The organism is Streptomyces javensis (assembly GCF_039525925.1).
Taxonomy (GTDB): Bacteria; Actinomycetota; Actinomycetes; order Streptomycetales; family Streptomycetaceae; genus Streptomyces; species Streptomyces asiaticus.
Genome location: NZ_BAAAIF010000071.1, coordinates 13,424 through 38,264, shown reverse-complemented (window position 1 = coordinate 38,264; position 24,841 = coordinate 13,424). Strand labels below are relative to the sequence as shown.

Below are 24,841 nucleotides of genomic sequence, written 5' to 3'. Positions count from 1 at the left end.
AAGCAACGACAATGGCCCGCGCGGGGTTCCCGGGGCCATGGCCGAACACGGCGGGGGCGGGCCGGGCGCAGCACTGCGGCCGCTGCCCCACGGTGGGGGCAGCGGCCGCGGTTGCGGGGGGTGGCGGTCTTCGGGGGCCGTGTCAGCAGCCGCGGTCCACCAGGTCGAACGTGGCGTAGTGGTCCGCGGTGTAGTAGTCCTCGTCCGTCTGCTTACCGGTGACGATGCGCCGGGCGCCACGGTCGTCGGAGCCCGGGGTAATCACGGTGTACTCGTGGTAGTAGCCGGAGGACTGGGACGGAAGGACGCCTTCACGGTTCTGGAAGACGGTGCCGTCCTGCGGGAAGGGATAGGGGCCGCCCTGCTCGATCAGGTCCAGGGTGTCATGGGCCTGGGAGGGCAGATCCGAGTAGCAGATGTCGCCAACGGCGGCGATGACCTGCGACGACGCAACGGTCTGCGATGCCGCCGGGGTGACGGCGGTGGCCGCGGTGGCCGCGCCGCCGATGAGCAGCGTCGAGACGAGGGCGCCGAGGGCGCCGATGCGGGCGATCCGTGGGGGGATTGTCATAGACATAGCATGACGCGCGTAGACGCTGTCGTGTCAATGCCAAGTGACCGCCGTTCTCCGGGAGTTCACAAGAATTGCGCGAAGCGCCAGAAGCGGTAACGAAAGCGCAACCTCTTCCCTTTCTTGCCTCTGAGGCAAACTTTTTGCCTCAGAGGTCAGGGCTGGCTATACCGGAGATATGAACCCGCTCCCCCACGGGCCCGCCGAGTGGCCCACGGGCGGACCGGCCGACGGTGACCCCGGCGGACCGTCCGCCGAGCTGCCCACCGTCGCTCCCCGCCTGCGTGACCTGCGGCGACGCAGCGGCCTTACGCTCGAGGCCGCCGCCCATCGCGTGGGGCTCTCCCCCGCGCACCTGTCCCGGCTGGAGACGGGCCGCCGCCAGCCCTCGCTCCCGATGCTGCTGGCCCTGGCCCGTACGTACGGGACCACGGTATCCGACCTGCTGGGCGAGGTGCCCGCGGAGCGGGACCCGGTCGTACGCGCCGACCGCATGGAGGCGCAGGAGGCGGGCGGCTGGACCTACTGGCAGGCCGGCGGCTCCGGCCGGGCCATGCAGGCGCTGCGGCTGCACGTACCGGAGCGCTCCGCCGCCCAGGAGGACCTGGTGCGGGTCCACCCCGGTGAGGAGTGGCTCTACGTCCTGGGGGGTCGGCTGCGGCTGACGCTCGGCGAGACCGTGCACGCGCTCTCCGCGGGCGACGCGGCCCATTTCGACTCGCTCACCCCGCACCGCATCGCCGCCGCCTCGCCCGGCGGCGTGGATCTGCTCTTCGTCCACACGCTGCTCCAGAGCGGCGCGGCCGAGCTGTGTCTCGGCGACGCCGCTCGCCGAGGAAGGCCCGGTACGCCATGAAGGACGGGAACGACATGGGTGCGACCGATGCTTCGACGAACCCCGCCTCGCTGAATGCCGCGACTCCGGCCCGGACCGGCCCGAACACCGGCCCGAACACCGGCCCGAACGAGGAGGACCGGGCGCCGATGACCTTCACGGTGCGGGTCTTCATCTACCTCGTGGGGGTCCACTTCATCGCCGCTTTTCTCTTCTTCCTCTTCTACGTGGCGGGCGCGAAATAGGCCGGGGCCGAGGGCCGGGCCGTCACCCCGCGTGGGTGGAGAACATCCCGCCCGTCGGCCCCTGCTTGTCGCCGCCCTGCGCCTTCTTCAGGGCGTTCGCCAGGCCCTCGATGGTGAGCGACTGGAGGATCACCCGGCCATTGCCCTCGAGCGTGGCCAGCGACAGCCCCTCGCCGCCGAAGACCGCGTTCATCAGCCCCTGGCGGTTGAGCCCGCCGATGCGCTGCACGCCGTACTGGATGCCTTCCTCGAAGGCCACGATGCAGCCCGTGTCGACCTCGATCCGGCCGCCGAAATCGGCCGGGTTGAGATCGATGAAGTTGCCCGCACCACAGATGATCACGGTGCCGTGCCCGGTGAACTTCTCCAGGATGAATCCCTCACCGCCGCTGCGCCCGGTCTTACCGCCCTGGAAGGCGATGCCAAACTCCACGGTGGACTCGGCCGCCACGAAGGCGTCCTTCTCCGCGAACCACGCCCGCGTCCCGTCCAGCTCCAGCGCCCGCATTTCACCGGGCAGCACCCCCGCGAAGCCGACGGTGCCCTCGCCACCGCCGGCGGTGAAGTACTGGAACGCCAGCGACTCCCCCGCCAGCGCCCGCTGCCCCACCTGCATGGCGGTGCCCATGGCCTGGCGCAGCATCCCGCCCATGCCACCGCCCATGCCACCGCCCGCGCCGCTCCCGCCGCTGCCCCCGGCGGCCTGACCGCCGCCTCCACCGGGCCCGGACAGCCGGGTCTCCATCGTCACGTTCGCCGTCTTGAACAGGAACTTTCCGGCCTCGCAGTAGACGGTCTGCCCCGGGTGGAGGGTGCAGACCGCCATCTGCATGGCGTTGCCGACGATCTCTTGCCGCAGGGTCACAGCAGCTCTCCTCGAGGGTCGCGTCAGGTGGTGTCAGGTAGTGCCATAACCAGACATCCGGGTCAACGTACGACCCGGACCACCCGGTTCCGTGAGCTTGGCACAATGCGGGTCGCGGTCCGGCCCCGGGTCGCGCCTGAAGCTCGACCCCGAAGCTCGACCCCGAAGGGAGCATGGCGATGAACACGAGCGCCGCGACGACCGCCGCGACGACCGCCCGCACGATGTGGGCCCTCTACGAGCCGATCCACGCGGTCGCGTACTTCGCCCCGGAGGCCCGGGCCGCGTACCAGGACGCCGGGCTCCGCGGCTTCTGGCGCGGATACTTCGCGGGCCGTGCCGCGCCTCTCGGGCCGGTCGGGCCGGAGCCCATCGTGGCGTCCTTCTTCACCTTCGCCCCGGCGATGGTGGCCCGCGCACTGCCCGACGTCTGGTCCCTGGCCCCGCCCGAGCGGGCCCTGGAGCTCCGCCGCGCGGGCGCCGCGGCCGCCCTCACCCGGCTGCTCGCCGGGCACGAGCGCGAGGTGGAGCGCGCCGTCGAGGCCCTGGTCCCCCGCGCGGCGGGCCTGGACGGTTCCGGCCGGGTACTGGCCGCCGCGAACGGCGCACTGGACTTTCCCGACAAACCGGTCGAGCGGCTGTGGCACGCGGCGACCCTGCTGCGCGAGCACCGCGGCGACGGCCATGTCGCGGCCCTCGTCGCCGCCGGTCTCGACGGCTGCGAAGCCCTCGTCCTCCGTTCCGCCGTGGACGTCCCCCGCGCCGAGCTCCAGCCCCATCGCGGCTGGACCGACCAGGAGTGGGACGCCGCCGCCCAGCGCCTGACCGACCGCGGCCTCCTCACCCCGGACACCACCGCGACGGAGGCCGGACGCGAACTGCTCCGCACGGCCGAGACCGCGACGGACCAGGCGGCGGAACGCCCCTGGCGCCCCCTGACCCCCGAGCAGGTGGCGACCCTGGTCCACCTCCTCACCCCCCTCACCACCGCCTGCGCCACCGCCCTGCCCTTCCCCAACCCGATCGGGCTCCCGAAGCCGACGGGGTGAGCGGTCATGCCAGGGGCGGTGCCCCGCGCGTTCCGGGCGAGGCGTCCGGCGACTTGGGGGAGGTGGACGCTTCACAACCGCCGGACGCGCAGCACCCCCGTCTTCATCGGGAGAGTGAACTCACCGCGGGCGGTCTCCGGTCGGCTCGCGAGAAATGCGCGGATCCGGCCCAGCGTGGCCTGCCGTTCCCGTTCCGGCATGACCAGCACCCCCGCGCGCGTCGCGAGAGTCGCGACGAGAGTGTCGGCGGTGCGGCGCTGCCCGTGGGGGAACTCGGCCTGCTCCGGTGAGCCGAACCGGGCGGGCACACCATTCCGTGGAATGTGCGTGTCCGCCGTCTCGGCGCGCCAGCCGGCGGGCGTGTCCCGCGGTCCTATGGCCGCGCTCCCACTGACCCGCGCGAGCCCGGAAACCCACTCGACCCCGTCGTCCATGACGTTCCACAGACCTGCCAGGACGCCGCCGGGCGCGAGGACCCTGGCGATCTCGGGCCCCGCCACGGCCATGTCGAACCAGTGCATGGCGTTGCCGGCCAGCACGGCATCAACGGACGCGTCCGGCAGCGGTATCGCCTCGGCACTACCCGACAGGGCACGGACCGTCGGCAGCGAGCGGCGCAGCTCGGCCAGCATCGCCGAATCGGGCTCGACCGCGATGACTTCGGCACCCAGCGCGACCAACGTGGCGGTCAGCTTGCCGGTTCCGGCACCGAGGTCGAGCACCCGCGCCCCGGACGCGGGCTCAAGCGCCCACCGCACCGCGGCCCGCGCGTAGTCCGGCCGGTGCTCGGCGTACGCGACCGCCGCCGCGCCGAACGACGAGGAATGAAGCAGCCGTTCATCCTGATCCATCCGGTCACCGTATCGACGCCACCGACGGTGGACCACCGCGCGTCACCACCGCGGTGGCGGCCACCGATAGCGCGCCGGGAAGTGCCACCGTCCTGGGCGGGGTCGATCAGCGCCTCGTCCGCAGCTGTGATCACCCCGCTATGGTCAACGTCCATTGACGAGCTATGGGCGGTCACCTACGGCTGACGCATGGATGTGGAACAGCTGACCAAGCTCGCGGCGTCGACGGCCGATGACGAGCCGTTGGTGGGATTGAGCGCCGTGGCGCAACTCCGCGCCGAGATGGAACGTATCGAAGCGGTGCTGGTACGCCGCGCACGCAACAACGGCGCCACGTGGCCGCAGATCGCCGCTGTCCTGGGCGTCTCGAAGCAGGCGGCCCACAAGAAGCACGGAGGTCGGGGCCTGTTCGGCGGCCGGTCATGACCGACACAGCTCACCGTCGAGGTGGGCAGCACACAGGCCGTCACCGGGACCGAACACCTCGGCCCCGGCATCCGCGTCCGGTACCTGTAGAAATCAGTGCCCCGCTGACCCCGCAACAAAGGTACGACGCGATGGGCAGCTCACCGGCACGCCATAGCGGGTGCCGCGAGGTGGACCTGGCGTACGCTGGGCAGATACAGGGAGTTCTGAAGTGCACAGGTGAAAGGGACACCCGTATGAGAATTCCTTCTACGGTCGACAAGGGCCTTCAAAACACAGGATTCTCAACGATCCGCTACGGACTGGCGCTCAACGGCTCACCGCCACCGCGCAGATGACGCTGCCCGGCTTCGACGGCGTCTTCGCGCTGGGCGACGGCGCCGCCGTACCCAACCTGAGGGGAGGGCACGGCGCGGTCTGCCCGCCCACCGCGCAGCACGCCCACCGGCAGGCCAGGACAGTGGCGGACAACGTCATCGCCACGCTCCGCGGCGAGCCGCTTCGGTCCTACCGGCACAGGGACCTCGGTCTGGTGGTCGACCTGGGCGGGAGGGACGCGGTCGCCAAGCCGGTGGGCGTCGAGCTGCGCGGGATGCCCGCGCAGGCGGTGACCCGGGGCTACCACGTGGGGGCGATGCGCACCAATGTCGCCAAGGCGCGGGCGTTGACGAACTGGATACTGAACGCCGCCGCGGGCGACGACTTCGTACGGATCGGGTTCCTCGCCGAGGAACAGCCGTCGCTGCGGCACTTCGAACAGACCGACGCCTACCTGACACCGCGGCAGGTACGGGAGCACACCGCGTCACTCAACGCCGACCAGCGCTAGAGCTCGACGAAGTGCCACTAAGCGCTCCGCTGGAAGTGTCGCGATGGGTCGTCGGTCGACTGCGGCGCCGTCGTGGCTGGTCGCGCCCGCGCGGCGGAGCCGCATATCGACACAGCCCCGCGCCCCTTCGGGGCGCTGCCCGAACCGTAGCGGACTTCCTCCGACCTGCTCAGCCGCCCAGCTCCGCGTGGCGTGCGGCCAGCCACCTCGCGCCCTCCTCCGTCAGCGAGCCGTGCAGCCGCAGCCGGGCCACGCCGCCGTCCGGGTAGATGTCGATCCGGACGTGGGTCACCGGCGGGGCCGCGTCCAGGAGGAAGCGGTGGACCGTGTCGGGCTGGAGGCGGGTGCGGGGCAGGAGTTCGGTCCAGGCCGGGGCCGTGGGGTCGGCCGGGTCCGCGCCGGTTGTCGCGTCGAGGCCGTACAGCGCCGCCCAGCCCGGTGCGTTGCCCTTGTAGCAGCCGGTGTCGATCTCCAGGGCGCGGATGGTCCCCTGGGCGGCGAGGCGGTAGCGGACCCAGTCGTGGTCCGTGTCGCGACGGCGGCGGGTCTCCCAGCCCTCGTCCATCCGGCGGGAGCGGCCCGGCCCGATGGAGTTGGCGGGCGGGGAGTAGAAGCGGTCGGAGGCGTCCTCGGCCACGCCGCCGTGCTCCAGCGCCACCAGGTCGAAGGTGCCCAGGGCGGTGAGCCAGGCCGGGTCGGGGGCGGCCTCGCCGTGGACGCGGAGGCGGGCGATGCCGCCGTCGGGGTGCTGCTTGAGGCGGAGGTGGGTGAAGCGGCGGCGTACGGAGACGGGGAAGCCGTTGGCCGCGTGGCCGCCGATCCGCGTACGGGGGACGAGTTCGGTCCACACGACGTCGTCGGCGAGGAGCTCCTCGGGGGACGGGGTGCCGTCCACGGCCGTGGCCTCGACGCTCACCGCCCGCGGGTAGTTGCCGCGGAAGTGGGCGGTGTCGACGACGATGCCGTGGACGGCCCCGGGCGCGCCGAGGCGGATCAGGGCCCAGTCGTGGTCGTCCTCGGCCGGATGCGGGGTGTCGGCCGAGGCCCCGCGCCGCCGCCGGGTCTCCCAGCCGTCCATGACCTTGCCCTTGTGGCCGAAGGACTCGGGGTCGAAGCGCGGCGCTTCGGGCCTCAGCAGGTTCTCGCGCTCGGCGAAGAACTCGTCGTTGGCCGCGATCACGCTTCCGCCGAGCCGCCGGTCGGCCAGGTCCACGAGGTGGGTGAAGGGGAGCTCGGCGGTCCGGTAGTCGGCGTACGGGTCGCCACCGCCGTACGGGGCGGCGTCACCGGTGAAGCGGGCGATCGGCGCGGTCATGTGCGGGCCTGCCTTTCCAGGAGTCGGCCGGTGGGTTCCGTCGGCGTGCCGTGGTCGGCGATCTTCCGGCCGCGCAGCCAGGTGGACCGTACGACGCCGTACAGCGTTCTGCCCGCATAGGCGGTGACCTGGTTGCGGTGGTGGAGTGCGGCGGGGTCGACGGTGAAGGTCTCGTCGGGGTCGAGGACCGCGAAGTCGGCGTCGCGACCGGGCTCGATGGCGCCCTTGCGGTCGAGACCGACGAGCGCGGCGGGGCCGGTGGACATCCAGCGGGCCACGTCGTGGAGGGTGTGGCCGCGCCGCCGGGCCGCCGTCCAGACGGCGGGGAGCCCGAGCTGGAGGGAGGAGATGCCGCCCCAGGCCCGCCCGAAGTCGTCGACCTTGAGGTCGGCCGTGCAGGGCGAGTGGTCGGAGACGACGCAGTCGATCTCCCCGGCCGCCAGGCCCGCCCACAGCGCGTCCTGGTTGGCGGCCTCCCTGATGGGCGGACAGCATTTGAACTCCGTGGCGCCGTCGGGGACTTCCTCGGCGGTGAGGGTCAGGAAGTGCGGACAGGTCTCCACGGTGATCCGGACGCCCTCGCGGCGGGCGTCGGTGATCAGCGGCAGCGCGTCGGCGGACGAGAGGTGCAGGACGTGGACGCGGGCGTCCAGCTCGCGGGCGAGGGCGATGAGGCCCGCGATGGCCTCGTTCTCGGCGGTGCGCGGACGGGAGGCGAGGAAGTCGGCGTAGCGCGGGCCGGTGGGCGGCGGGGCGCCGTCGATGAGGCGGCCGTCCTCGGCGTGGACGATCAGCAGTCCGCCGAAGCCCGCGATCTCGCGGAGGGCGGTCCGGAGCCGACCGGGGTCGAGTGGCGGGAATTCGTCCACGCCGGAGGGGAGCAGGAACGCCTTGAAGCCGAGGACGCCCGCGTCGTGCAGCGGCCTCAGCTCCGGGACGTTCCCGGGCACGGCCCCGCCCCAGAACCCGATGTCGACATGGGCCGACCGCCGGGCGACGGCCCGTTTGACCTCCAGGGCCGGGACGGTGGTGGTCGGCGGGACGCTGTTGAGCGGCATGTCGACGAGGGTGGTGACGCCGCCGGCCGCGGCGGCGCGGGTGGCCGAGCCGAACCCCTCCCACGCGGTGCGGCCGGGGTCGTTGACATGGACGTGGGTGTCGACGAGGCCGGGGAGCAGGACGTCGTCGCCGAGGTCTTCGAGTCGCGCGCCCTCCGGATCCGGGGCGTCATACGGCCCGACGGCCACGATGCGGCCGTCGGCGACGGACACGGAGGCCGCGCGCGGGCCGTCCGGCGTGACCACATTGGCCGAGCGCAGCACCAGGTCAACGTCGGACACCGGCATCCTCCTCACCCGCCAACTCCGGATTTTCCGCTACCCGGAATTCAGTTTTCGTTGCATTCTTCACTCCGTCGTCGGCCCGGTCAAGGCCCCGCCCGCCGTGACCTGCGAGGGAATCGGTACATCGGCCAGTTCGCCACCGACGCGGACCTTCGCGGACCTCACGGCATAGATGACCCCGGCGATGGCCATTCCGAAGACCCAGGAGAACGGGGCCACATCCTCGAACCCCTTGACCAGGGCCAACACCGCCGAGACCGTGGCGGAGGGCACGAAAGCGATGATCGCCTCCGGGTTGAAACCCTTGCGGTAGTAGTACGCCCCCGCCTTGTCGGCACTGAAGAGCGCGTCGACATCGATGTTTCCGCGCCGCACCAGGTAGTAGTCCACGAGCAGCACGGCGACCAGCGGGCCGAGGAAGGCGCCGAGAGCGCCCAGGAAGTACTGGATGACGACCGGGCTCGAGTAGAGCTTCCACGGCATGACCACGATCGCGAGCACCGCCGTGATCATGCCCCCGCGCCGGAAGTCGAGGTACTTCGGCGCGAGGTTGGCGAAGTCGTACGCGGGCGAGACGAAGTTCGCCACGACGTTAATGCCGATGGTGGCGACCATGAAGGACACCGCGCCGACCACCGTGACCACCGGGTTGTCGATCCGCGCGATGACGTGGACCGGATCGGAGATCGCCTCGCCGAAGACCGAGATGGTGCCGGCCGTCATCAGCACCGAGACGACGGCGAAGGCGGTGAAGTTCACCGGCAGCCCCAGCAGATTGCCGCGCCGGTAGGCCCGGTGGTCCGGGGTGAAGCGCGCGAAGTCGGCGTAGTTGAGCACGAGGGTGAGGAAGGTGGCGACGGTCAGGCTGACCGCGATCAGGCTCTGGTGGAGCTGCTCGCGCCCGCTCAGCCCGGTCAGGCTGTCGGTGAGCGAGATGTCGCCACCCGCCTTGGCGATCAGCCACACGGCGAGCGCGAGCATGACCAGCCAGACCACCGGGCCGGTGGCGAGGTCCTGCACCTTGCGGATGAACTCCATGCCCCGGGTCAGCAGCACCGCCTGGAGCAGCCACATCACCAGGAAGGCGATCCAGCCGAGGGTGGACAGCCCGAAGACGGAGTTGTGGTCGTATTCGGCGAGCGAGGGCGCCAGTTGGACGCCGAGGAGGATCAACGCCTCCGACGCCAGCCAGGTCTGGATGCCGTACCAGGCGACCGCCATCACCGCCCGCAGAAGGGCGGGGATATTGGCCCCGTACACACCCCAGCTGGCCCGTGCCAGCACGGGGAAGGGCACTCCGGTGCGGTGGCCGGCATGGCCCATGCGGTTCATGAACCAGTAGAGGATGGTGACACCGGCCAGCAGGGACAGGAAGACCTCCCAGGTGGGCAGCCCCAGCACAAACAGGCTCGCCGCGAAGGTGTAGTTGCTGATCGCATGGGTGTCGGACATCCACATGGCGAAGATGCTGTACGTTCCCCACTTGCGCTCCACAGCGGGCGCGAGGTCTTCGTTGTGGAGGCGGGGGTCCGGTTCGACGGGTGATGCCATGGCGCCCTCCATAAGAGTCGTCCGGAATAACTTTTCCGCATGACGGTGCCTTGAAGGTGTTGCCGTTCGATTACGCCGACGTTGCCCGCGGACTCACCCGTGGGATCAGGACGGCCGGGCGCTGACAGGCCAGCCACCGATGGCCTTGGGACGGGGCGGGGCGAAGGTGCGCACCTTGCTGGTGGAGAGACCGAGCCCGACCACCGACTCGGCGAACCGCACCGCGGCGGCGACGCCGTCCACGACCGGGACCCCGCCCAGCGCCGCCGAGACCTGGTCCTGGAGCCCGGCCATGCCACCGCACCCCAGGCAGATCACCTCGGCGCCGTCCCGCTCCACCACCTCGCGCGCGGTCCGCACGACGGCCTCGACGGTCCGCTCCGGGTCTTCCTCCAGCTCCAGCACGCCCAGGCCGGTGCCGCGCACCGCCGCGCAGCGCTGCGCCAGCCCGGCGATGAGCAGCCGGTCCCTGATCTGCGGTACGGCCCGGTCGAGAGTGGTGACGACCCCGTAGGCGTGGCCGAGCATCATGGCCATCTGGGCGGCGGACTCGGTGATGTCGAGGACCGGTACGTCGAGGAGTTCCTGCGCCCCCTCTCGGCCCGGCTCGCCGAAGCCGGCCATCACGAGGGCGTCGAAGGGCTCGTCGTACGTGGCCAGTCGGTCCAGTACGGCGGCGGCGCTGAGATAGCCCTCGAAGTGGCCCTCGATCGACTCGGGCCCCCACAGCGGCTCGGTGGCCACGATCTCGGTGCCGGGGCTCGCGCTCGCCTCCGCGATGGCCCGGATCGAGGCCGTCATGGAGGCGGTGGTGTTGGGGTTCAGCACGAGGATGCGCATGGGACTCCCGCAGCGGTTCCGGTCCAGTGATTCAGGACGTCGATTCCGTAGGATGAAAGTTGACTTTCGGTACAGAGAACCTAGCCAGCCCCGCCACCGGCGTCGAGGGAACCCGGTATTCCGGCATCGGCCGATCATGGCCAGTCCCCCATACCGGCCGTGACCGGCACCGACAGCATTTCCAAGCCCGCTGTGGGCGTCGCCGGGGACCGGTAGGCTGCCCGTGGCCGGTCGGCAGCGGATCGTCACCGTGTGCGGGCCGGTGCCAACCGCTGTGAAAGGAACACCGACGTGCCGTCCGCCGAGTCCAAGACCGCCGCCACCACCGCCGGATCCGGTGGCGTCCAGTCCCTGGAGCGCGCCTTCGATCTGCTGGAGCGGATGGCCGACGCCGGGGGCGAGGTCGGACTGAGCGAGCTCTCCGCCAGCAGTGGACTTCCCCTGCCCACCATCCACCGACTCATGCGCACGTTGGTGGCCTGCGGATATGTGCGCCAGCAGCCGAACCGCCGGTATGCCCTGGGGCCCCGGCTGATCCGGCTCGGCGAGAGCTCGTCCCGGCTGCTGGGCAGCTGGGCGCGGCCGTATCTGGCGCGGCTGGTGGAGGAGACCGGCGAGACCGCAAACATGGCGCTGCTGGACGGCGATGAGGTGGTGTACGTCGCGCAGGTGCCCTCGCGCCACTCGATGCGGATGTTCACCGAGGTCGGGCGGCGGGTGCTGCCCCACACCACGGGCGTCGGCAAGGCGCTGCTCGCGGGCACGCCCGCCGAGGAGGTGCGCGCCCTGCTGGCCCGCACCGGTATGCCCGCGGCGACGGAGAAGACGATCACCTCGCCGGACGGGTTCCTCGAGGCGCTGCGGCAGGTCCACGAGCACGGCTACGCGGTGGACGACAACGAGCAGGAGATGGGCGTGCGCTGCCTCGCCGTCCCGGTGCCCGACTCCCCCGCCCCGGCGGCCATCTCCATCTCGGGCCCGGCGGGCCGGGTGACCGACGAGGCCACGGAACGGATCGTGCCGATCCTCAAGGAGGTCGCGGTCGAACTGTCGGGCGCGCTGGCCAGCACGGGGTCCGCCTGACGGCGGAGGGAGCGACGGCGGGCCGCCCAAGCGATGTGGCCCGCCGAGCCGCCACCGGCCGCCACCGCCCGAACCACCACCCGGCGCGCCTGACGGCCGCATAGCGATGTTTTCCCCTCCCCGCCCCTTCCCGTAACCAGGGGCTCCGCCCCTGGACCCCGGGGCCTGGGGCCTGGGGCGGAGCCCCACCACGCGGCGGAGCCGCACAGCGATGCCGCGGGGAGGTGCGGAGCCCTGCTCCGGGATCTAGGGCGCAACCGGCCCGGGGCCTGGAGCAGGGGGATCTGGGGCGGAGCCCCGGCCCGGGGTCTGGGGCGGAGCCCGAGTTTCGGGAAGGGGCGGGGAGGGGAGCAGCCCGCCGCAGGCGTCACCTGACCGGCGCGGACGGAACCGCTGAGGCTGACCCTGGGCGCCGGGCGAGAAGGCCCGGCCACCACCCGGCGCGAGCCGGACCACCCGGCCGCCCGGCGCGAGCGAGCCCCCGAACCACCGCCCGGCGCGAGCGGGGTCGCCGAGCCGGGCGGAGCGGCCTTGTCCGTTGTCCGGTCGCTCAGTCTCTCCCTATGCCCGTCCGGGGCACACTGCCGAACTGGTCGATCGCCGCGCGGACGCCCGTCAGGGCGGGCCCCAGTGCGCTGACCGAGCCCAGGGCGCCCGCGATGAGGAGCAGCGAGCGGCGCAGCCGGTGCAGCTCCGGGGCGCCGGTGCGGGCCATGGCGTCGAGCGCGGCCAGTTCGTCGTCCGCGATCGCCCGGTCGGGTAATTCCGCCGGGTGGGCGGCCAGATCGCGCCTGAGCCGGGCCACGGCACGGCGCAGTTCGGCCGCCCTCGGATCGTCCTCGGTGCCCGCCACTCGCCTGACTTCCACGACTGCGGCGCCCTCCACTGACAAGGCGCCGGGTTCACCCCAGAGCCTCGCGCCTTCGTTGGCCAACACTGCCCTTCTCCCCCTCGCGCCCTCTCGCACGAGCCTGCCCCCTCTCCCGCATGACCGCCCCAACCCTCCACCTCGCGTGGATTCGGACACAAGGGGCCGCGGATCAGTTAACGCCACTCAGTGCACGACGCGCTATACGGAGAGCGAAAATCAGACCGGCTGGGATGAAGCCCCCGCCCGGCCCCGATGTGCGGTAAGCAGGGCCCATGGAACGTACGACGGAGGACTCCGCGCAGGTCGCCGGGATCGTACTGGCGGCCGGGGGCGGCCGGCGGCTGGGCGGGCGGCCCAAGGCCCTTTTGACGCATCGGGGGCGGCCGCTGGTGGAGCACGCCGCGCACGCGCTGCGGGAGGGCGGCTGCGCCCCGGTGCACATCGTGCTGGGCGCCGCCGCCGGGACCGTACGGGCGCGGGCCCGGCTGGACGGGTACGTCCTGGTGGAGAACCCCGACTGGGAGGAGGGCATGGGCTCCTCGCTGCGGGCCGGGCTCGCCTCGCTGGCCGGTACGGGGGCGAAAGCGGCGCTGGTCGCGCTGGTGGACCAGCCGGGGATCGGCGCCGGGGCGGTGGCGCGGGTGGTGGCCGCGTACCGCTCACCGGCCACCCTGGCGGCCGCCGCGTACGGCGGGGAGCGGGGGCATCCGGCGCTGTTCGGCGCGGACCGGTGGGCGGATGTCGCGGCGAGTGCGGTGGGCGACCGGGGGGCACGCGCCTATCTGCGGGCGCATCAGTCCGCGATCACGCTCGTCGACTGCTCGGACATCGCCCGTACGGACGACATCGACACCCCCGAGGACCTGACGCTGCTGGAGTGAGGGGCACCGACGGGCACAGCGCGCAGGCACGGTTCAACAGAAGATTGAACTTCCACCATGAGGAAATTAGTATCCGCAAAGCAGAGGTATTGCGAGCGTTCAACCGAGACTCGCCCAAGGAGTGACAGCCCATGTCCGCATCAGCGCCGTCCCCGCTGGCCATCGTCGACGCCGAACCGCTGGAGCGTCAGGGAGAGGTGCTGACCGACGCGGCCCTGGCCTTCCTGGCCGAGCTCCACCACCGCTTCACCCCGCGCCGGGACGAGCTGCTCGCGCGCCGTGCGGAGCGCCGCGCCGAGATCGCCCGCACCAGCACCCTGGACTTCCTCCCCGAGACCGCCCACATCCGGGACGACCCGGACTGGCGTGTCGCCCCGGCCCCGCCCGCGCTCGAGGACCGCCGGGTGGAGATCACCGGCCCCACCGACCGCAAGATGACCATCAACGCCCTCAACTCCGGCGCCAAGGTCTGGCTCGCGGACTTCGAGGACGCCTCCGCCCCGACCTGGGCGAATGTGATCGGCGGCCAGCTGAATCTGATCGACGCCTATGAGCGCCGGATCGACTTCACCTCCCCCGAGGGCAAGAGCTACGCCCTGCGGCCCGACGACACCCTGGCCACCGTCGTCACCCGGCCGCGCGGCTGGCACCTCGACGAGCGCCATCTGCGCGACGCCGACGGCCGCCCGGTCCCCGGCGCCCTCGTGGACTTCGGGCTGTACTTCTTCCACAACGCCCGCCGGCTGCTCACCCGGGGCCAGGGGCCGTACTTCTACCTCCCCAAGACCGAGTCCCACCTCGAGGCCCGCCTCTGGAACGACGTCTTCGTCTTCGCGCAGGACCACCTCGGGATTCCGCAAGGGACGATCCGCGCCACCGTTCTGATCGAGACGATCACGGCGGCGTACGAGATGGACGAGATCCTCTACGAGCTCCGCGACCACGCCTCCGGGCTCAACGCGGGCCGCTGGGACTACCTCTTCTCGATCGTCAAGAACTTCCGCGACGGCGGTCCCGGTTTCGTCCTCCCCGATCGCAACGCGGTCACGATGACCGCCCCGTTCATGCGCGCCTACACCGAACTGCTCGTCCGCACCTGCCACAAGCGCGGCGCCCACGCGATCGGCGGCATGGCGGCCTTCATCCCCTCGCGCCGCGACCCCGAGGTCAACGCCGTCGCGTTCGACAAGGTCAAGGCCGACAAGGACCGTGAGGCCGGCGACGGCTTCGACGGCTCCTGGGTCGCCCATCCCGATCTGGTCCCGGTGGCCCGCGCCTCCTTCGACGCGGTCCTCGGCGACCGGCCGCACCAGAAGGAGCGGCTGCGCGAGGACGTCCACGTCACCGCCGCCGAGCTGATCGACATCGCTTCGCTCGACGCCGCCCCCACCCAACAGGGGCTGCGCAACGCCGTCCAGGTGGGCATCCGCTATATCGAGGCGTGGCTGCGCGGCCTCGGCGCGGTCGCGATCTTCAATCTGATGGAGGACGCGGCCACCGCCGAGATCTCCCGCTCGCAGATCTGGCAGTGGGTCAACGCGGGGGTCGTCTTCGAGAACGGCGAGAAGGCCACCGCCGATCGTGTCCGTAAGGTGGCCGCCGAGGAGCTGGCGGCGATCCGCGAGGAGGTCGGCGAGGACGCCTTCGCCGCGGGCAGGTGGAGCCAGGCGCACGATCTGCTGCTGAGGGTCGCGCTGGACGAGAACTACGCGGAGTTCCTGACGCTGCCCGCGTACGAACTGCTCGACTGAGCCGGTCCGTTCACGCGAAGGCCAGGGCCCCGGACCGCCGCCTTGGATGCGGTCCGGGGCCCTTGCCGTCGCTACGGCGTGTAGAGCTGGGTGCGCGGCACGATCTGCTGGGGCACGCTGGGGCTGGACCACAGCAGCTTCATATGGGCCTCACCGGTCTGCTCGGTGTACTCGATCCGGATGGCGTGCTTCGCTCCGGCGCGCAGCGCGACGGTCGCCTTGTCGACCTGTGGACCGTGCGGGGTGGTGGTGTCGATGACCAGACGGCCGTCGATCCACACCCGCGCGGTGTCGTCGGAGACGGTCGAGAGCGTGTAGGTCTCGCTGTGCCGGGGCTGGAGATGGCCGGTCCAGCGGACGCCGAAGTGGTCGGCGGGGACGTCGGCGGCCGGGGAGCCGGCGAACCGCCAGGTGTGGTTGACGGTCGGGTCGGTCCGGGTGACGGCCGGCGGCCCGGTGAAGGTCTCATTGGCGAAGACCTCCTCCCGCAGCCCCTGGCCCCGCCCCTGGGGTGCGGCCGGGGCCGGTTTCACCGTCAGCTCGATCACCGACGCGGTGTCGTCGGCCGGTCCGCCGGAGGGGGTGAGGTCGAAACCGTCGCCCGCCTTCGCCACCGCGACCCGCTGTCCGCTGCCCAGCACCCGGGCGCCGACCACCGTGAACGGCGCCTTCGCGGTGAGGTGGAGGGGCTGACCGGCGGTGGGCCAGGAGGTGACGGACGCGTACAGCCGGTTGCCCGACCGGCTGACCGCGCCCCAGGACGGCTCGTCGACCAGCCCGGTGGCCCCGGCCCCGTACACCGCCCGGCCCTGTCCCGAGGTCCGCAGCCAGGAGCCGATCTCGCGCAGCCGGTCCACGGAGGGCTGGGGCACCCGGCCCAGTTTGTCGGGGCCGACGTTCAGCAGGTAGTTGCCGCCGCGGCTCGCGATGTCGAGGAGATTGCGGGTGAGGGTGGTGGGCGACTTCCAGTCCTGGTCGTACTTGGCGAAGCCCCAGTGGCCGTTGAGGGTCATACAGCTCTCCCACAGCTGCCCGGCCACGGGCGCGTCCGGGATCTCCTGCTCGGGCGTTCCGTAGTCGCCGTCGACCACCCGCCGCTTGCCGACCCGGTTGTTGGTGATCAGATCGGGGTCGAGTCCGTGCAGATAGGACTGGAGCCGCTCACCGTCCTGGGCGGACCAGCGGTTGGTGGGGTTGTCCGCGTCCCATTCCCCGTCGAACCAGAGCAGCGCCGGGTGATAACCGTCGACCAACTCCTTGAGCTGGGCGTACATCCGCTTCTCATAGCGCGGGAAGGTGGCGGGGTCGGCGAAGTCGGGGTCGTGCCAGTCCCAGATCGAGTAGTAGAAGCCGAGTTTGATCCCAGCGGCGTCCGCGGCGGACTTCAACTCGGCGAGGATGTCGCGCCGTTGGTCGAACGAGGAGTGGTCGCGGAGATTCCAGCTGTTCTGCTTGGTGGGCCACATCGCATAGCCGTCGTGGTGCTTGGAGGTGATGACGATGTAGCGCTGCCCGGCGTCCTTGGCCGCCTTGACGATGGCCTTGGCGTCGAAGGACGCGGGGTTGAAGTCCTGGGCGGCGTCCTCGTACTCGTCCATCGGGATCTGGCAGTTCCGCTTGATCCACTCCGCGTCTCGGCAGACGGTCCCGTCCGCCCGCCGGTATTCGCCCTCCAGCTGGGAGTAGGCGCCGAAGTGGATGAACATCCCGAAGCGGTCCTGCCGCCACCAGTCGGTGCGGGCGGAGGTGAACGGATCGTCGGTCGCGTAGTCGGTCCCGGGTCCGGGCTCCCGCGCGGTCGTGGGCGCCGCGGTGGCGGCGGAAGGGCCGCTGAGGATCGTCGCCAGCACCATGCCGAGCAGCAGGCTGAGCGCTCGGAGGGGGATGACGGCCCGTCGTCTGGACGTACGCATGGCGGCTCCTGTGCTCGTGGGGTGGTCGGACAGGAGGGCTGGCCAGCCGCGTACGGGAACCTAGAGCCGGAAAGGTGGGATGTCAACGGGGCCCGAGCGCCCTGACGGGCCGCCCGTGACGACCGTAAGGCGGCCATCTCGGCAACCCATCCGATGAATCGGCCGCCCGCGTTCAGTCTTCTTCCGCGATACGGGCCAGTCGCCGCGCCTCGGTGCGCGCCTCCCGCGCGATCTGGTCCTCGTCCGCCGTGAGCAGCCGGCCCGACTCCACCACCGGAGCGCCGTTCACCAGGGACAGGGTCACCGGGGCCGGGGCGCCGAGCACGAGGGCCGCGACCGGGTCGGCGATGGAGGAGTGGCCGAGGCCGTCCAGCTTCCACAGCACCAGGTCGGCCAGTTTGCCCGGCTCCAGCGAGCCGATCTCCTCCTGGCGGCCGAGCACCCGCGCACCGCCGTGGGTGCCGAGGCGCAGCGCCTGACGCACGTTCAGCGCCTTCTCGCGGTGGCCGCCGAGCCGGTTGATCAGCAGCGCGTTGCGCAGTTCGGTGTGGAGCTCACCGGATTCGTTGGAGGCGGTTCCGTCCACGCCGAGGCCGACCGGTACGCCCGCGGCGAGCAGATCGGGGACGCGGGCGATCCCGGCGGCGAGCCGGGCGTTGGACGAGGGGCAGTGGGCCACTCCGGTGCCGGTGCGGGCGAACGCCTGGATGTCGGTGTCGTTCATATGGACGCAGTGGGCCATCCACGCGTCCTCGCCCAGCCAGCCGGTGGACTCGAAGTAGTCGGTGGGCCCCATTCCGAACCGCTCATGGCAGAACTTCTCCTCCTCCACCGTCTCCGAGCCGTGGGTGTGCAGCCGTACGCCCTTGCGGCGGGCCAGCGCCGCGGACTCGCGGAGCAGCTCGGTGGTGACGGAGAAGGGCGAGCAGGGCGCCACCACGATCCGCAGCATGGCGTCGGACGCCGGGTCGTGGTGGGTGTCGATGGCCTCCTCGGTGGCGGCCAGCGCGTCCTCCATGGACTCCACGGCGAAGTCCGGCGGCAGTCCGCCGTCGGAGGTGCCGAGGTCCATGGAGCCGCGGCCGGCGGTGAACCGCACCCCCAGCTCGCGCGCCGCGCGGATCTCGGCGCCCAGCAGATCGCCGCCGCCGCGCGGAAAGACGTAGTGGTGGTCCATGGCGGTGGTGACCCCGCCGCGCACCATCATCGCGAGCGAGCCGCGGGCCGCCGCGTGGACCATCGGCTCGTCGATCCGCGCCCAGACGGGGTAGAGCGCGACCAGCCAGTCGAAGAGGTTGCTGTCCTGGGCCAGGCCGCGGGTGAGCCACTGGTAGAAGTGGTGATGGGTGTTGACCAGGCCCGGGGTCACCAGATGCCCCGTGCCGTCGACCCGGCGGACGACGCCCTCGAGCCCCCCGGGCGCGCGCCCCTCGCCCACCGACTCGATGCGGTTGCCCGCCACGACGACGTGGCCGGAGGCGTACTCGGTGTCGTGGGCGTCCACGGTGGCGACGGCGCAGTTCTCGATGACGATGCGGTTCACGGCGCGTGGCCCTCCCGTCGTATCGGTCGGTGGGGATCTGTCGTGCGGGCGGTCAGTCGGTGGGGATCCGGGGCTCGGCGCCGTCCCGCAACACGGTGGCCTCGATGAGCCCGTACGGCCGGTCGGCGGCGAAGTAGACCTCGTTGTCGTTGGTGAGGCCGAAGGGTTCCAGATCGACCAGGAAGTGATGCTTGTTGGGCAGCGAGAGGCGTATCTCGTCGATCTCGGGGCGGCGCTCGATCACCCGCGCGCCCATCTGGTAGAGCGTCTGCTGGAGCGAGAGCGAGTAGGTCTCGGCGAACGCGCTCAGCAGATGGCCGCGCGCCTCGGCGTGGCCGTGGTCCCAGTCCGGCGTCGGCCGGGTGTCCTCGCTCCAGCCGTAGCGCCAGCGGGCGTGCACATCGGTGGCGAGGATCCGGTCGCGCGCTTCCGGGAGCGTTGTGTAGCGGTCCTTCACATAGCCCCAGAACTCGGAGTCCGTGGTGTTGAGGACGGTGAGGCCGGTGAGCCCGGAGACCACCTCCCAGCGCTCGCCGTCGAAGGTGATCTGGGCGGTGCGGACCTCCTGGCCGCGGCGGACGAAGGAGTGCTCGGCGCTCCCGGCCGTCCCGATCCGCTCCCAGGCGTACTCCTCGACGCGGACGCGGGCGCGGTGGATGGGCTCCTGGCTGGTGACGAAGTGGCGGGCCAGCCGGATGCCGAACTCCTCGGCCGTGTCGATGCCGTGCTCCTTGGCGAAGGCGTACACGGTGTTCTTGGTGGTGTCGGTCGGCAGGACGTTGGCGTTGCTGCCGGAGAGGTGGACCTCGTCCATCTCACCGGAGAGCGCCACCGAGACATTGAGGTCCTTGAGGTGGTGCACGGCGCCGTCGCGCACCACCCGGACGACGCGGGTTTCGGCTTTGCCGTAACTGTTCGGGCCGAGCGTGGGCATCGGTGCTAGCTCCCTCGGTAGACGGAGTAGCCGAACGGGGTGAGCAGCAGCGGTACGTGGTAGTGCTCACCCGGCTCGACGGCGAAGGCGACCGCGACCTCCGGGAAGAAGGCGTGGGTCAGATACGGCCCGGTCTCGAAGCGCAGCCGTGCGTGGGTGGTGCCGTCGGGGAGGGCGGGCAGGTCCCGGCAGCGCCCGTCGGCGTCGGTGAGCGAGTCGGCGTGCGGCGTCCACTCCGCGCCGGGCCCCGAGCGGACGGACAGCTCGACGACCACGCCCACGGCGGGGCGGCCGATGCTGGTGTCCAGGATGTGGGTGGACACCGAGGTGGCGCCGCTCGCCATCACCGCTCTCCTTCCGCCGGGGCCCGCGGGGGCTCCAGGGTCTCCGATCGGGCTTCCGATCGCGATTCCGCCCGGGTCTCCGGCAGGGCTTCCGTCAGCCGGGTCAGCCGGATGCGGTTGATCTTTCCCAGTTCGGTGCGGACGATGTCGCGCTCGGTGTCCGCGTCGTGCTGGATCCGCTCGCGCAGCGCGGCCAGCATCTCCCCGCCGGTGCGGCCGGTGGCGCAGATCAGGAAGACATGGCCGTGGCGCTCCTGGTACGCGAGGTTCAGCTCCAGCAGCTCCGCGCGCTCCGCGTCCCGTACCCCGCTCTGCTCCCGCGCCGAGGCGGCGTCGCCCGGTGTCGGCCGCCCGATGGGCGGGTGCCCGGCCAGCGCCTCGGCCAGGTCGGCGGCGGTCAGCCCGGCCACGGCCGCGTCGGCGGCGTCGAGCAGCTCCCCGACCGTGGCGTACGGCCGCCCGGCCGCCACCGCCGCGCCCCAGGCCCGGCTCGCGCACACCTCGCGGAGCAGCGCGGCGGCGTCCCGGTCGTCCACCGCGTTGAACCGGGCCAGCCCCGGCGGTGCACTGGAAGTCACTCTCGCAAGCTAGGAGGCTTCCGCACCGGACGTCAACAGTTTGTTGAAATCCCCCACGTAACGACGAGGAATGATCAGTCCCCGCCCTTCTCACGGTTGAGGTAGTTGTAGACGGTGAAGCGGCTGACCCCGAGGGCCCCGGCGACCGTCTCGACGCCATGGCGCACCGAGAACGCGCCGCGCTGCTCGAGCTGGCGGACCACGGACTGCTTGGTCTTGCGGTCGAGGGCCGAGAGCGGTACGCCGTGGCGGCGCTGGAGGTCGGCGAGGATGCGGTCGAGCGAGTCCGACAGATGCGGCAGCCTTACGGCGACCACCGGACGGCCCTCCCAGGAGAGCACCACATCGTCGCCCCGGGCCCGGTCGGGGGCGATCATCTCGCCGCCCATGGCGTCGACGAGCGGTTTCACCGCGGCGGCGAAGGGGTGATCGGCCGGTACGCTCACGCCTCGGCCTCCCCGAGGACGCTGACCTGGAGCGAGATCCGGGTGGCACCGGCTTCGAGGGAGCTGCGCAGCAGCCGGTCCACGGCCTCCAGCACGGCCTCCGTGCCGCCCTCCGCGGTGTTGCCGAAGGGGCCGACGTCCACGGCGTCCAGCGGGGCGGCCTGAACGGTCTCGCGGGCGGCCACGGCGTGCGGCGGCACCTCGTCGAGGTCGAACGGTTCGGTGGTGAACTCAACCCTCAATCTCACGCCGCCAACCTACTGCGTCCCTCTAACACGGCGCCCCCGCTACCGGGGACAGAACGCCCAAGTCCCTCCCCGCGGCGGCCCGCTTCGGGGAGCATGGACCGATACCGCATCCGCCTTCCGCCCACGGAGCGCCCCGATGACAGACAACGTGCCGGTGCGTTGTCCCGCGTGCCGTCGCGAGCAGTCGTTCACGCCGCCCGCCTTCCCCTGTGCGTGCGGCGCCCCGGTCACCCTCCCCGTCGTCCGCGACGGCAGTCCGGAGGAGCTCGGCCACCGCACCTGGGAGAACCTCTGGGTGGCGGTGAACTGCCCGTCCTGCGGCCGCCAGGGCCACTGGCCGCAGCCGGAGCTCGGCTGCGACTGCGGCGCGCTGGTCCGCGTCCCCGTCGCCGCCGCGCCTCCGGCCGGACCGGGCGCTTCGGCCGGGCCCGGCGGCCCGGCGATGCGGCGCCCGGCGTTCCGGCCGGTCACGATCCGCACCGCGCGGGACGCGGTCACCGCCGCCGCGCAGTATCTGAAGTGGCTCGGCTTCCACAGCCTGCGGCCCTCCGAGGACCGGGCCGTCTCCGGGGTGGACCTCTACGGGACGGGCGTGGTCGCCCAGGTCGATCCGACCACCCGCCCCACCGGGCTGCGGGACATCGAGTGCCTGTGGCTGAACGGCCTCCACAAGTCGGCCACGAGCGTCTTCTTCTCGCTCGCGGGCTATGCCCGGGAGGCGCGGGCGCGCGCCGACGCGCTGCATCTGCCGCTGTTCATCATGGACCTCACCGGCACCCCGCAGCCCGTCAACGACCCGGCGGACGTGCTGATCCGGATGGGCCCGCCGGACGGCTGACCCGGTCGGCCCTTGTGCTCATGACCGGGGAACGCTTCCGTTGAGGGACCGCCCTCCACCGTTCACCCGTCCCATCCACTCGACCGGCCGGAGGCCGAACGATGGCTGTTCCGTGGTACCCGAGGTCATGGGCGGCTGTCGCCGCCGCCCTGGCCCTCGTCCTGGTGACCGGATGTGGCGGCGACGATGTGCCCCCGCCCGCGGTGGAGAGCTCCTCGCCCGCACCCGGGCCGCTCTCCAGCACGCCCGCGCCGCCGACCGGCAGCCCGGGCCCCGACGGTGGAGGGAGCGTGGAGGAGGACATCCAGGCGGCGGTCTCCGTCACCAACGCCTACTGGCAGACCCACTGGTCCCAGCTGTTCACCGGCGGCTACGGCCCGCCCCGGGTCGCGGGGGCCTACGACGGCGACACCCCGGGCACCCCGGTGTGCGGCGGTGCGCCCCTCCCGGACGACAACGCCGTGTACTGCCCGGACGGCGACTACATAGCGTGGGACATGGATCTGATGCGCTGGGGCCATGCGCGGGGCGACGCCTGGGTCTATCTGGTGATCGCCCATGAGTGGGGCCACGCGGTCCAGAACCGGCTGGACGCGGGGTTGGTCGATCTGGCCCGTGAGCTCCAGGCCGACTGCCTGGCCGGGGCGGTCCTCTTCGGCGCCGCGCAGGACGGGACGCTCACCTTCGAGGACGGCGACACCGAGGAGCTGGCGGACGCCCTGACCGCGCTCGCCGACCGGACCCCGTGGACCGATGTCTCCGACCACGGCGACGCCTCCCAGCGGGTCTCCTACTTCAGCCGCGGCGCGCGATCCGGGGTGAAGTCCTGTCTGCCGAACGGCGTTCAGTGACGTGAGCCCGGTGATACGTGGCGCTTCCGGCGCGGGGGTGTGGGCCCCTGCTGTGGTAGAGGGGCCCGCATCTCATCAGCTGGGCGCGGCCTGGGGCTCGGCCCGCTCGGCAAGCGCTTCCGGTCTGGCCGGATCGGCCTCGGACCGGGTCTCGGGCAGCAGTTCCCGGGCGGCCGTCTCACGCAGCTCGACCTTGCGGACCTTGCCGCTGACCGTCATCGGGAAGGAGTCCATGAGCCGCAGATAGCGGGGCACCTTGTAGTGGGCGAGGCGGCCCCGGCAGAAGCGGGCGAGCTCGTCGCGGGTGAGGGTCCTGGCGCCCTCGCGCAGGATGACGCAGGCCAGGATCTCCTCGCCGTACTTCTCGTCCGGTACGCCGACGACCTGCACATCCGCCACCTTGGGGTGGGTGTGCAGAAACTCCTCGATCTCCCGCGGATAGACGTTCTCCCCGCCGCGGACGATCATGTCCTTGATCCGGCCCACGATCTGGACGTAGCCCTCGTCGTCCATCACCGCGAGGTCGCCGGTGTGCATCCAGCGCGCCGAGTCGATCGCCTCGGCGGTCCGCTCGGGCTCCTGCCAGTAGCCGAGCATCACCGAGTAGCCGCGGGTGCACAGCTCACCGCGGGTGCCGTGGGGCACGGTCGCCCCGGTCACCGGGTCGACGATCTTGACCTCGACATGCGGCAGCACCCGGCCGACCGTCGAGGTGCGGCGCATGAGGTCGTCATCGGGCCGGGTCTGGGTGGAGACCGGTGAGGTCTCGGTCATGCCGTAGCAGATGGACACCTCCGCCATGTGCATCTCGTCGACCACCCGCCGCATCACCTCCACCGGGCAGGGCGATCCGGCCATGATCCCGGTGCGCAGCGAGCTGAGGTCGAAGGTGGCGAAGTCCGGCAGGGCCAGCTCGGCGATGAACATGGTGGGCACGCCGTACAGCGCGGTGCAGCGCTCCCGTTCGACGGCGGAGAGGGTGGCGACGGCGTCGAAGGTGGGGGCGGGGATGACCACGCAGGCGCCGTGGGTGGTGGCCGCGAGGTTGCCCATCACCATGCCGAAGCAGTGGTAGAAGGGCACCGGCACACAGATCCGGTCCTGGGCGGTGTAGCGGACCGTCTCCCCCACGAAGAAGCCGTTGTTGAGGATGCTGTGGTGGGAGAGGGTGGCGCCCTTGGGGAAGCCGGTGGTGCCGGAGGTGTACTGGATGTTGACCGCGTCGTCGCAGCCGATCCGGGCCTCGCGCTCGGCCAGCCGCCCGGGGGCGACATCGGCTCCCGCGCGCACCAGCATGTCCCAGGTCCGGTCGCCGATGTAGATGACGTCGCGCAGCGCGGAGCAGGCCGAGCGCACCTGCTCGACCATCCGGCGGTAGTCGCTGGTCTTGTGCTCGGTGGAGGCGACCAGGACCGAGATGCCCGCCTGCTGGAGCACATACCGCAGCTCGTGTACGCGGTATGCGGGGTTGATATTGACCATGATGGCGCCGATGCGGGCGGTCGCGTACTGCAACAGCACCCATTCGGGGCAGTTGACGGCCCAGATGCCGACCCGGTCGCCCTTGGCGACCCCCTTGGCCATCAGCCCGAGCGCGACCTCCTCCACCGACCGGCCGAACTCGGCGTAGGTCCAGCGGCGCCCGGAGGGGATGTCGACGAGCGCTTCGCGCTCGCCGTACAGCTCGACGGCGCGGGCCAGGTTGGCGCCGATGGTGTCGCCGAGCAGCGGGAGGTCACCGACCCCACTGGCGTAGGAGAGCCCGGCTGGGCTTGGTGGGTCGGACGTCAGGTCGGTCATGGCAGCTCCTTGGTGTCACGGTCACGGACGCCTTCACGTT

Annotated in this window: 25 protein-coding genes and 1 pseudogene; 10 read left to right on the top strand and 16 right to left on the bottom strand. The window is 71.7% G+C overall.

From position 1 onward, the window contains the following. Window positions 1-142: 142 nt before the first annotated feature. Window positions 143-571 (bottom strand): ribonuclease, encoded by a 429-nt coding sequence (locus ABD329_RS39155; RefSeq protein ID WP_344317626.1) that lies wholly within the window; start codon window positions 569-571, stop codon window positions 143-145. 178 nt (window positions 572-749) lie between these two features. Between ABD329_RS39155 and ABD329_RS39150 the strand changes: the two genes are divergently transcribed. Together ABD329_RS39150 and ABD329_RS39145 are read left to right on the top strand one after the other, a co-directional pair. Next, entirely contained in the window at window positions 750-1,427 is a 678-nt protein-coding gene (locus ABD329_RS39150) for a helix-turn-helix domain-containing protein (RefSeq protein ID WP_344317625.1), read from the top strand. A 14-nt stretch (window positions 1,428-1,441) separates the two neighbouring features. Further along, window positions 1,442-1,651, top strand: a complete 210-nt coding sequence (locus ABD329_RS39145; RefSeq protein WP_344317624.1) for a DUF6126 family protein — start codon at window positions 1,442-1,444, stop codon at window positions 1,649-1,651. Window positions 1,652-1,673: 22 nt separating this feature from the next. On the opposite strand, the gene ABD329_RS39140 is transcribed toward ABD329_RS39145, so the two are convergent. Beyond that, the gene (locus ABD329_RS39140) at window positions 1,674-2,516 is read right to left on the bottom strand and encodes an AIM24 family protein (RefSeq protein ID WP_344317623.1); all 843 of its coding nucleotides are present in this window, start codon (window positions 2,514-2,516) and stop codon (window positions 1,674-1,676) included. A 179-nt stretch (window positions 2,517-2,695) separates the two neighbouring features. Between ABD329_RS39140 and ABD329_RS39135 the strand changes: the two genes are divergently transcribed. After that, window positions 2,696-3,565, top strand: a complete 870-nt coding sequence (locus ABD329_RS39135; RefSeq protein ID WP_344317621.1) for an SCO6745 family protein — start codon at window positions 2,696-2,698, stop codon at window positions 3,563-3,565. Between the two features lie 71 nt (window positions 3,566-3,636). On the opposite strand, the gene ABD329_RS39130 is transcribed toward ABD329_RS39135, so the two are convergent. Next, on the bottom strand, window positions 3,637-4,416 hold the full coding sequence (locus ABD329_RS39130; RefSeq protein WP_198280148.1) for a class I SAM-dependent methyltransferase: 780 nt from the start codon (window positions 4,414-4,416) through the stop codon (window positions 3,637-3,639). A gap of 189 nt (window positions 4,417-4,605) precedes the next feature. Between ABD329_RS39130 and ABD329_RS39125 the strand changes: the two genes are divergently transcribed. Next, complete coding sequence (locus ABD329_RS39125; RefSeq protein WP_198280147.1) at window positions 4,606-4,842, top strand: hypothetical protein; 237 nt, start codon at window positions 4,606-4,608, stop codon at window positions 4,840-4,842. 313 nt (window positions 4,843-5,155) lie between these two features. Beyond that, window positions 5,156-5,671 (top strand): annotated as a pseudogene (locus ABD329_RS39120) (NAD(P)/FAD-dependent oxidoreductase); the annotation flags it as partial. 169 nt (window positions 5,672-5,840) lie between these two features. On the opposite strand, the gene alc reads toward ABD329_RS39120, so the two are convergent. The 4 genes from alc to ABD329_RS39100 form a co-directional block, all read right to left on the bottom strand. Next, a complete protein-coding gene (alc, locus tag ABD329_RS39115) occupies window positions 5,841-6,986 on the bottom strand; it encodes an allantoicase (RefSeq protein ID WP_198280146.1) in 1,146 nt (381 codons plus the stop codon). Continuing rightward, the gene (gene allB, locus ABD329_RS39110; protein WP_198280145.1) at window positions 6,983-8,332 is read right to left on the bottom strand and encodes an allantoinase AllB; all 1,350 of its coding nucleotides are present in this window, start codon (window positions 8,330-8,332) and stop codon (window positions 6,983-6,985) included. The genes alc and allB overlap by 4 nt, the downstream gene beginning before the upstream one ends. A 60-nt stretch (window positions 8,333-8,392) precedes the next feature. Beyond that, window positions 8,393-9,880: an NCS1 family nucleobase:cation symporter-1 gene (locus ABD329_RS39105; protein WP_246618890.1), complete on the bottom strand. Its 1,488-nt coding sequence runs from the start codon at window positions 9,878-9,880 to the stop codon at window positions 8,393-8,395. A gap of 105 nt (window positions 9,881-9,985) precedes the next feature. Beyond that, window positions 9,986-10,720, bottom strand: a complete 735-nt coding sequence (locus tag ABD329_RS39100; RefSeq protein ID WP_198280143.1) for an aspartate/glutamate racemase family protein — start codon at window positions 10,718-10,720, stop codon at window positions 9,986-9,988. 291 nt (window positions 10,721-11,011) lie between these two features. On the opposite strand from ABD329_RS39100, the gene ABD329_RS39095 reads away from it, so the two are divergent. Further along, entirely contained in the window at window positions 11,012-11,803 is a 792-nt protein-coding gene (locus ABD329_RS39095) for an IclR family transcriptional regulator (protein WP_198280142.1), read from the top strand. 550 nt (window positions 11,804-12,353) lie between these two features. Here ABD329_RS39095 and ABD329_RS39090 read toward each other — a convergent pair. Next, window positions 12,354-12,671, bottom strand: a complete 318-nt coding sequence (locus tag ABD329_RS39090; protein ID WP_037949307.1) for a DUF5955 family protein — start codon at window positions 12,669-12,671, stop codon at window positions 12,354-12,356. Window positions 12,672-12,946: 275 nt separating this feature from the next. Between ABD329_RS39090 and ABD329_RS39085 the strand changes: the two genes are divergently transcribed. Further along, entirely contained in the window at window positions 12,947-13,555 is a 609-nt protein-coding gene (locus ABD329_RS39085) for a nucleotidyltransferase family protein (protein ID WP_198278050.1), read from the top strand. 131 nt (window positions 13,556-13,686) lie between these two features. After that, window positions 13,687-15,306, top strand: a complete 1,620-nt coding sequence (gene aceB / locus ABD329_RS39080; protein WP_198278051.1) for a malate synthase A — start codon at window positions 13,687-13,689, stop codon at window positions 15,304-15,306. Window positions 15,307-15,377: 71 nt separating this feature from the next. Here the strand turns inward: aceB and ABD329_RS39075 are convergent, their stop codons facing one another. From ABD329_RS39075 to ABD329_RS39045, 7 genes are all read right to left on the bottom strand, one after another. Next, entirely contained in the window at window positions 15,378-17,219 is a 1,842-nt protein-coding gene (locus ABD329_RS39075) for an alpha-L-fucosidase (protein ID WP_198278052.1), read from the bottom strand. A gap of 172 nt (window positions 17,220-17,391) precedes the next feature. Next, window positions 17,392-18,762, bottom strand: a complete 1,371-nt coding sequence (locus ABD329_RS39070; protein ID WP_198278053.1) for an 8-oxoguanine deaminase — start codon at window positions 18,760-18,762, stop codon at window positions 17,392-17,394. Window positions 18,763-18,814: 52 nt separating this feature from the next. Continuing rightward, window positions 18,815-19,696, bottom strand: a complete 882-nt coding sequence (gene pucL / locus ABD329_RS39065; protein WP_198278054.1) for a factor-independent urate hydroxylase — start codon at window positions 19,694-19,696, stop codon at window positions 18,815-18,817. A gap of 5 nt (window positions 19,697-19,701) precedes the next feature. After that, the gene (gene uraH / locus ABD329_RS39060; protein WP_198278055.1) at window positions 19,702-20,040 is read right to left on the bottom strand and encodes a hydroxyisourate hydrolase; all 339 of its coding nucleotides are present in this window, start codon (window positions 20,038-20,040) and stop codon (window positions 19,702-19,704) included. After that, entirely contained in the window at window positions 20,040-20,618 is a 579-nt protein-coding gene (gene uraD / locus ABD329_RS39055) for a 2-oxo-4-hydroxy-4-carboxy-5-ureidoimidazoline decarboxylase (protein ID WP_198278056.1), read from the bottom strand. The genes uraH and uraD overlap by 1 nt, the downstream gene beginning before the upstream one ends. A 74-nt stretch (window positions 20,619-20,692) precedes the next feature. Beyond that, window positions 20,693-21,064, bottom strand: a complete 372-nt coding sequence (locus tag ABD329_RS39050) for a helix-turn-helix domain-containing protein (protein ID WP_037949321.1) — start codon at window positions 21,062-21,064, stop codon at window positions 20,693-20,695. Further along, entirely contained in the window at window positions 21,061-21,312 is a 252-nt protein-coding gene (locus ABD329_RS39045) for a hypothetical protein (protein WP_037949323.1), read from the bottom strand. Before ABD329_RS39045 ends, ABD329_RS39050 begins: the two co-directional genes overlap by 4 nt. A 136-nt stretch (window positions 21,313-21,448) precedes the next feature. On the opposite strand from ABD329_RS39045, the gene ABD329_RS39040 reads away from it, so the two are divergent. Beyond that, entirely contained in the window at window positions 21,449-22,150 is a 702-nt protein-coding gene (locus ABD329_RS39040) for a hypothetical protein (protein ID WP_344317618.1), read from the top strand. 101 nt (window positions 22,151-22,251) lie between these two features. Then, a complete protein-coding gene (locus ABD329_RS39035) occupies window positions 22,252-23,001 on the top strand; it encodes a neutral zinc metallopeptidase (protein WP_198278058.1) in 750 nt (249 codons plus the stop codon). 75 nt (window positions 23,002-23,076) lie between these two features. On the opposite strand, the gene ABD329_RS39030 is transcribed toward ABD329_RS39035, so the two are convergent. Next, window positions 23,077-24,801: an AMP-binding protein gene (locus ABD329_RS39030; protein ID WP_198278059.1), complete on the bottom strand. Its 1,725-nt coding sequence runs from the start codon at window positions 24,799-24,801 to the stop codon at window positions 23,077-23,079. Window positions 24,802-24,841: the final 40 nt, after the last annotated feature.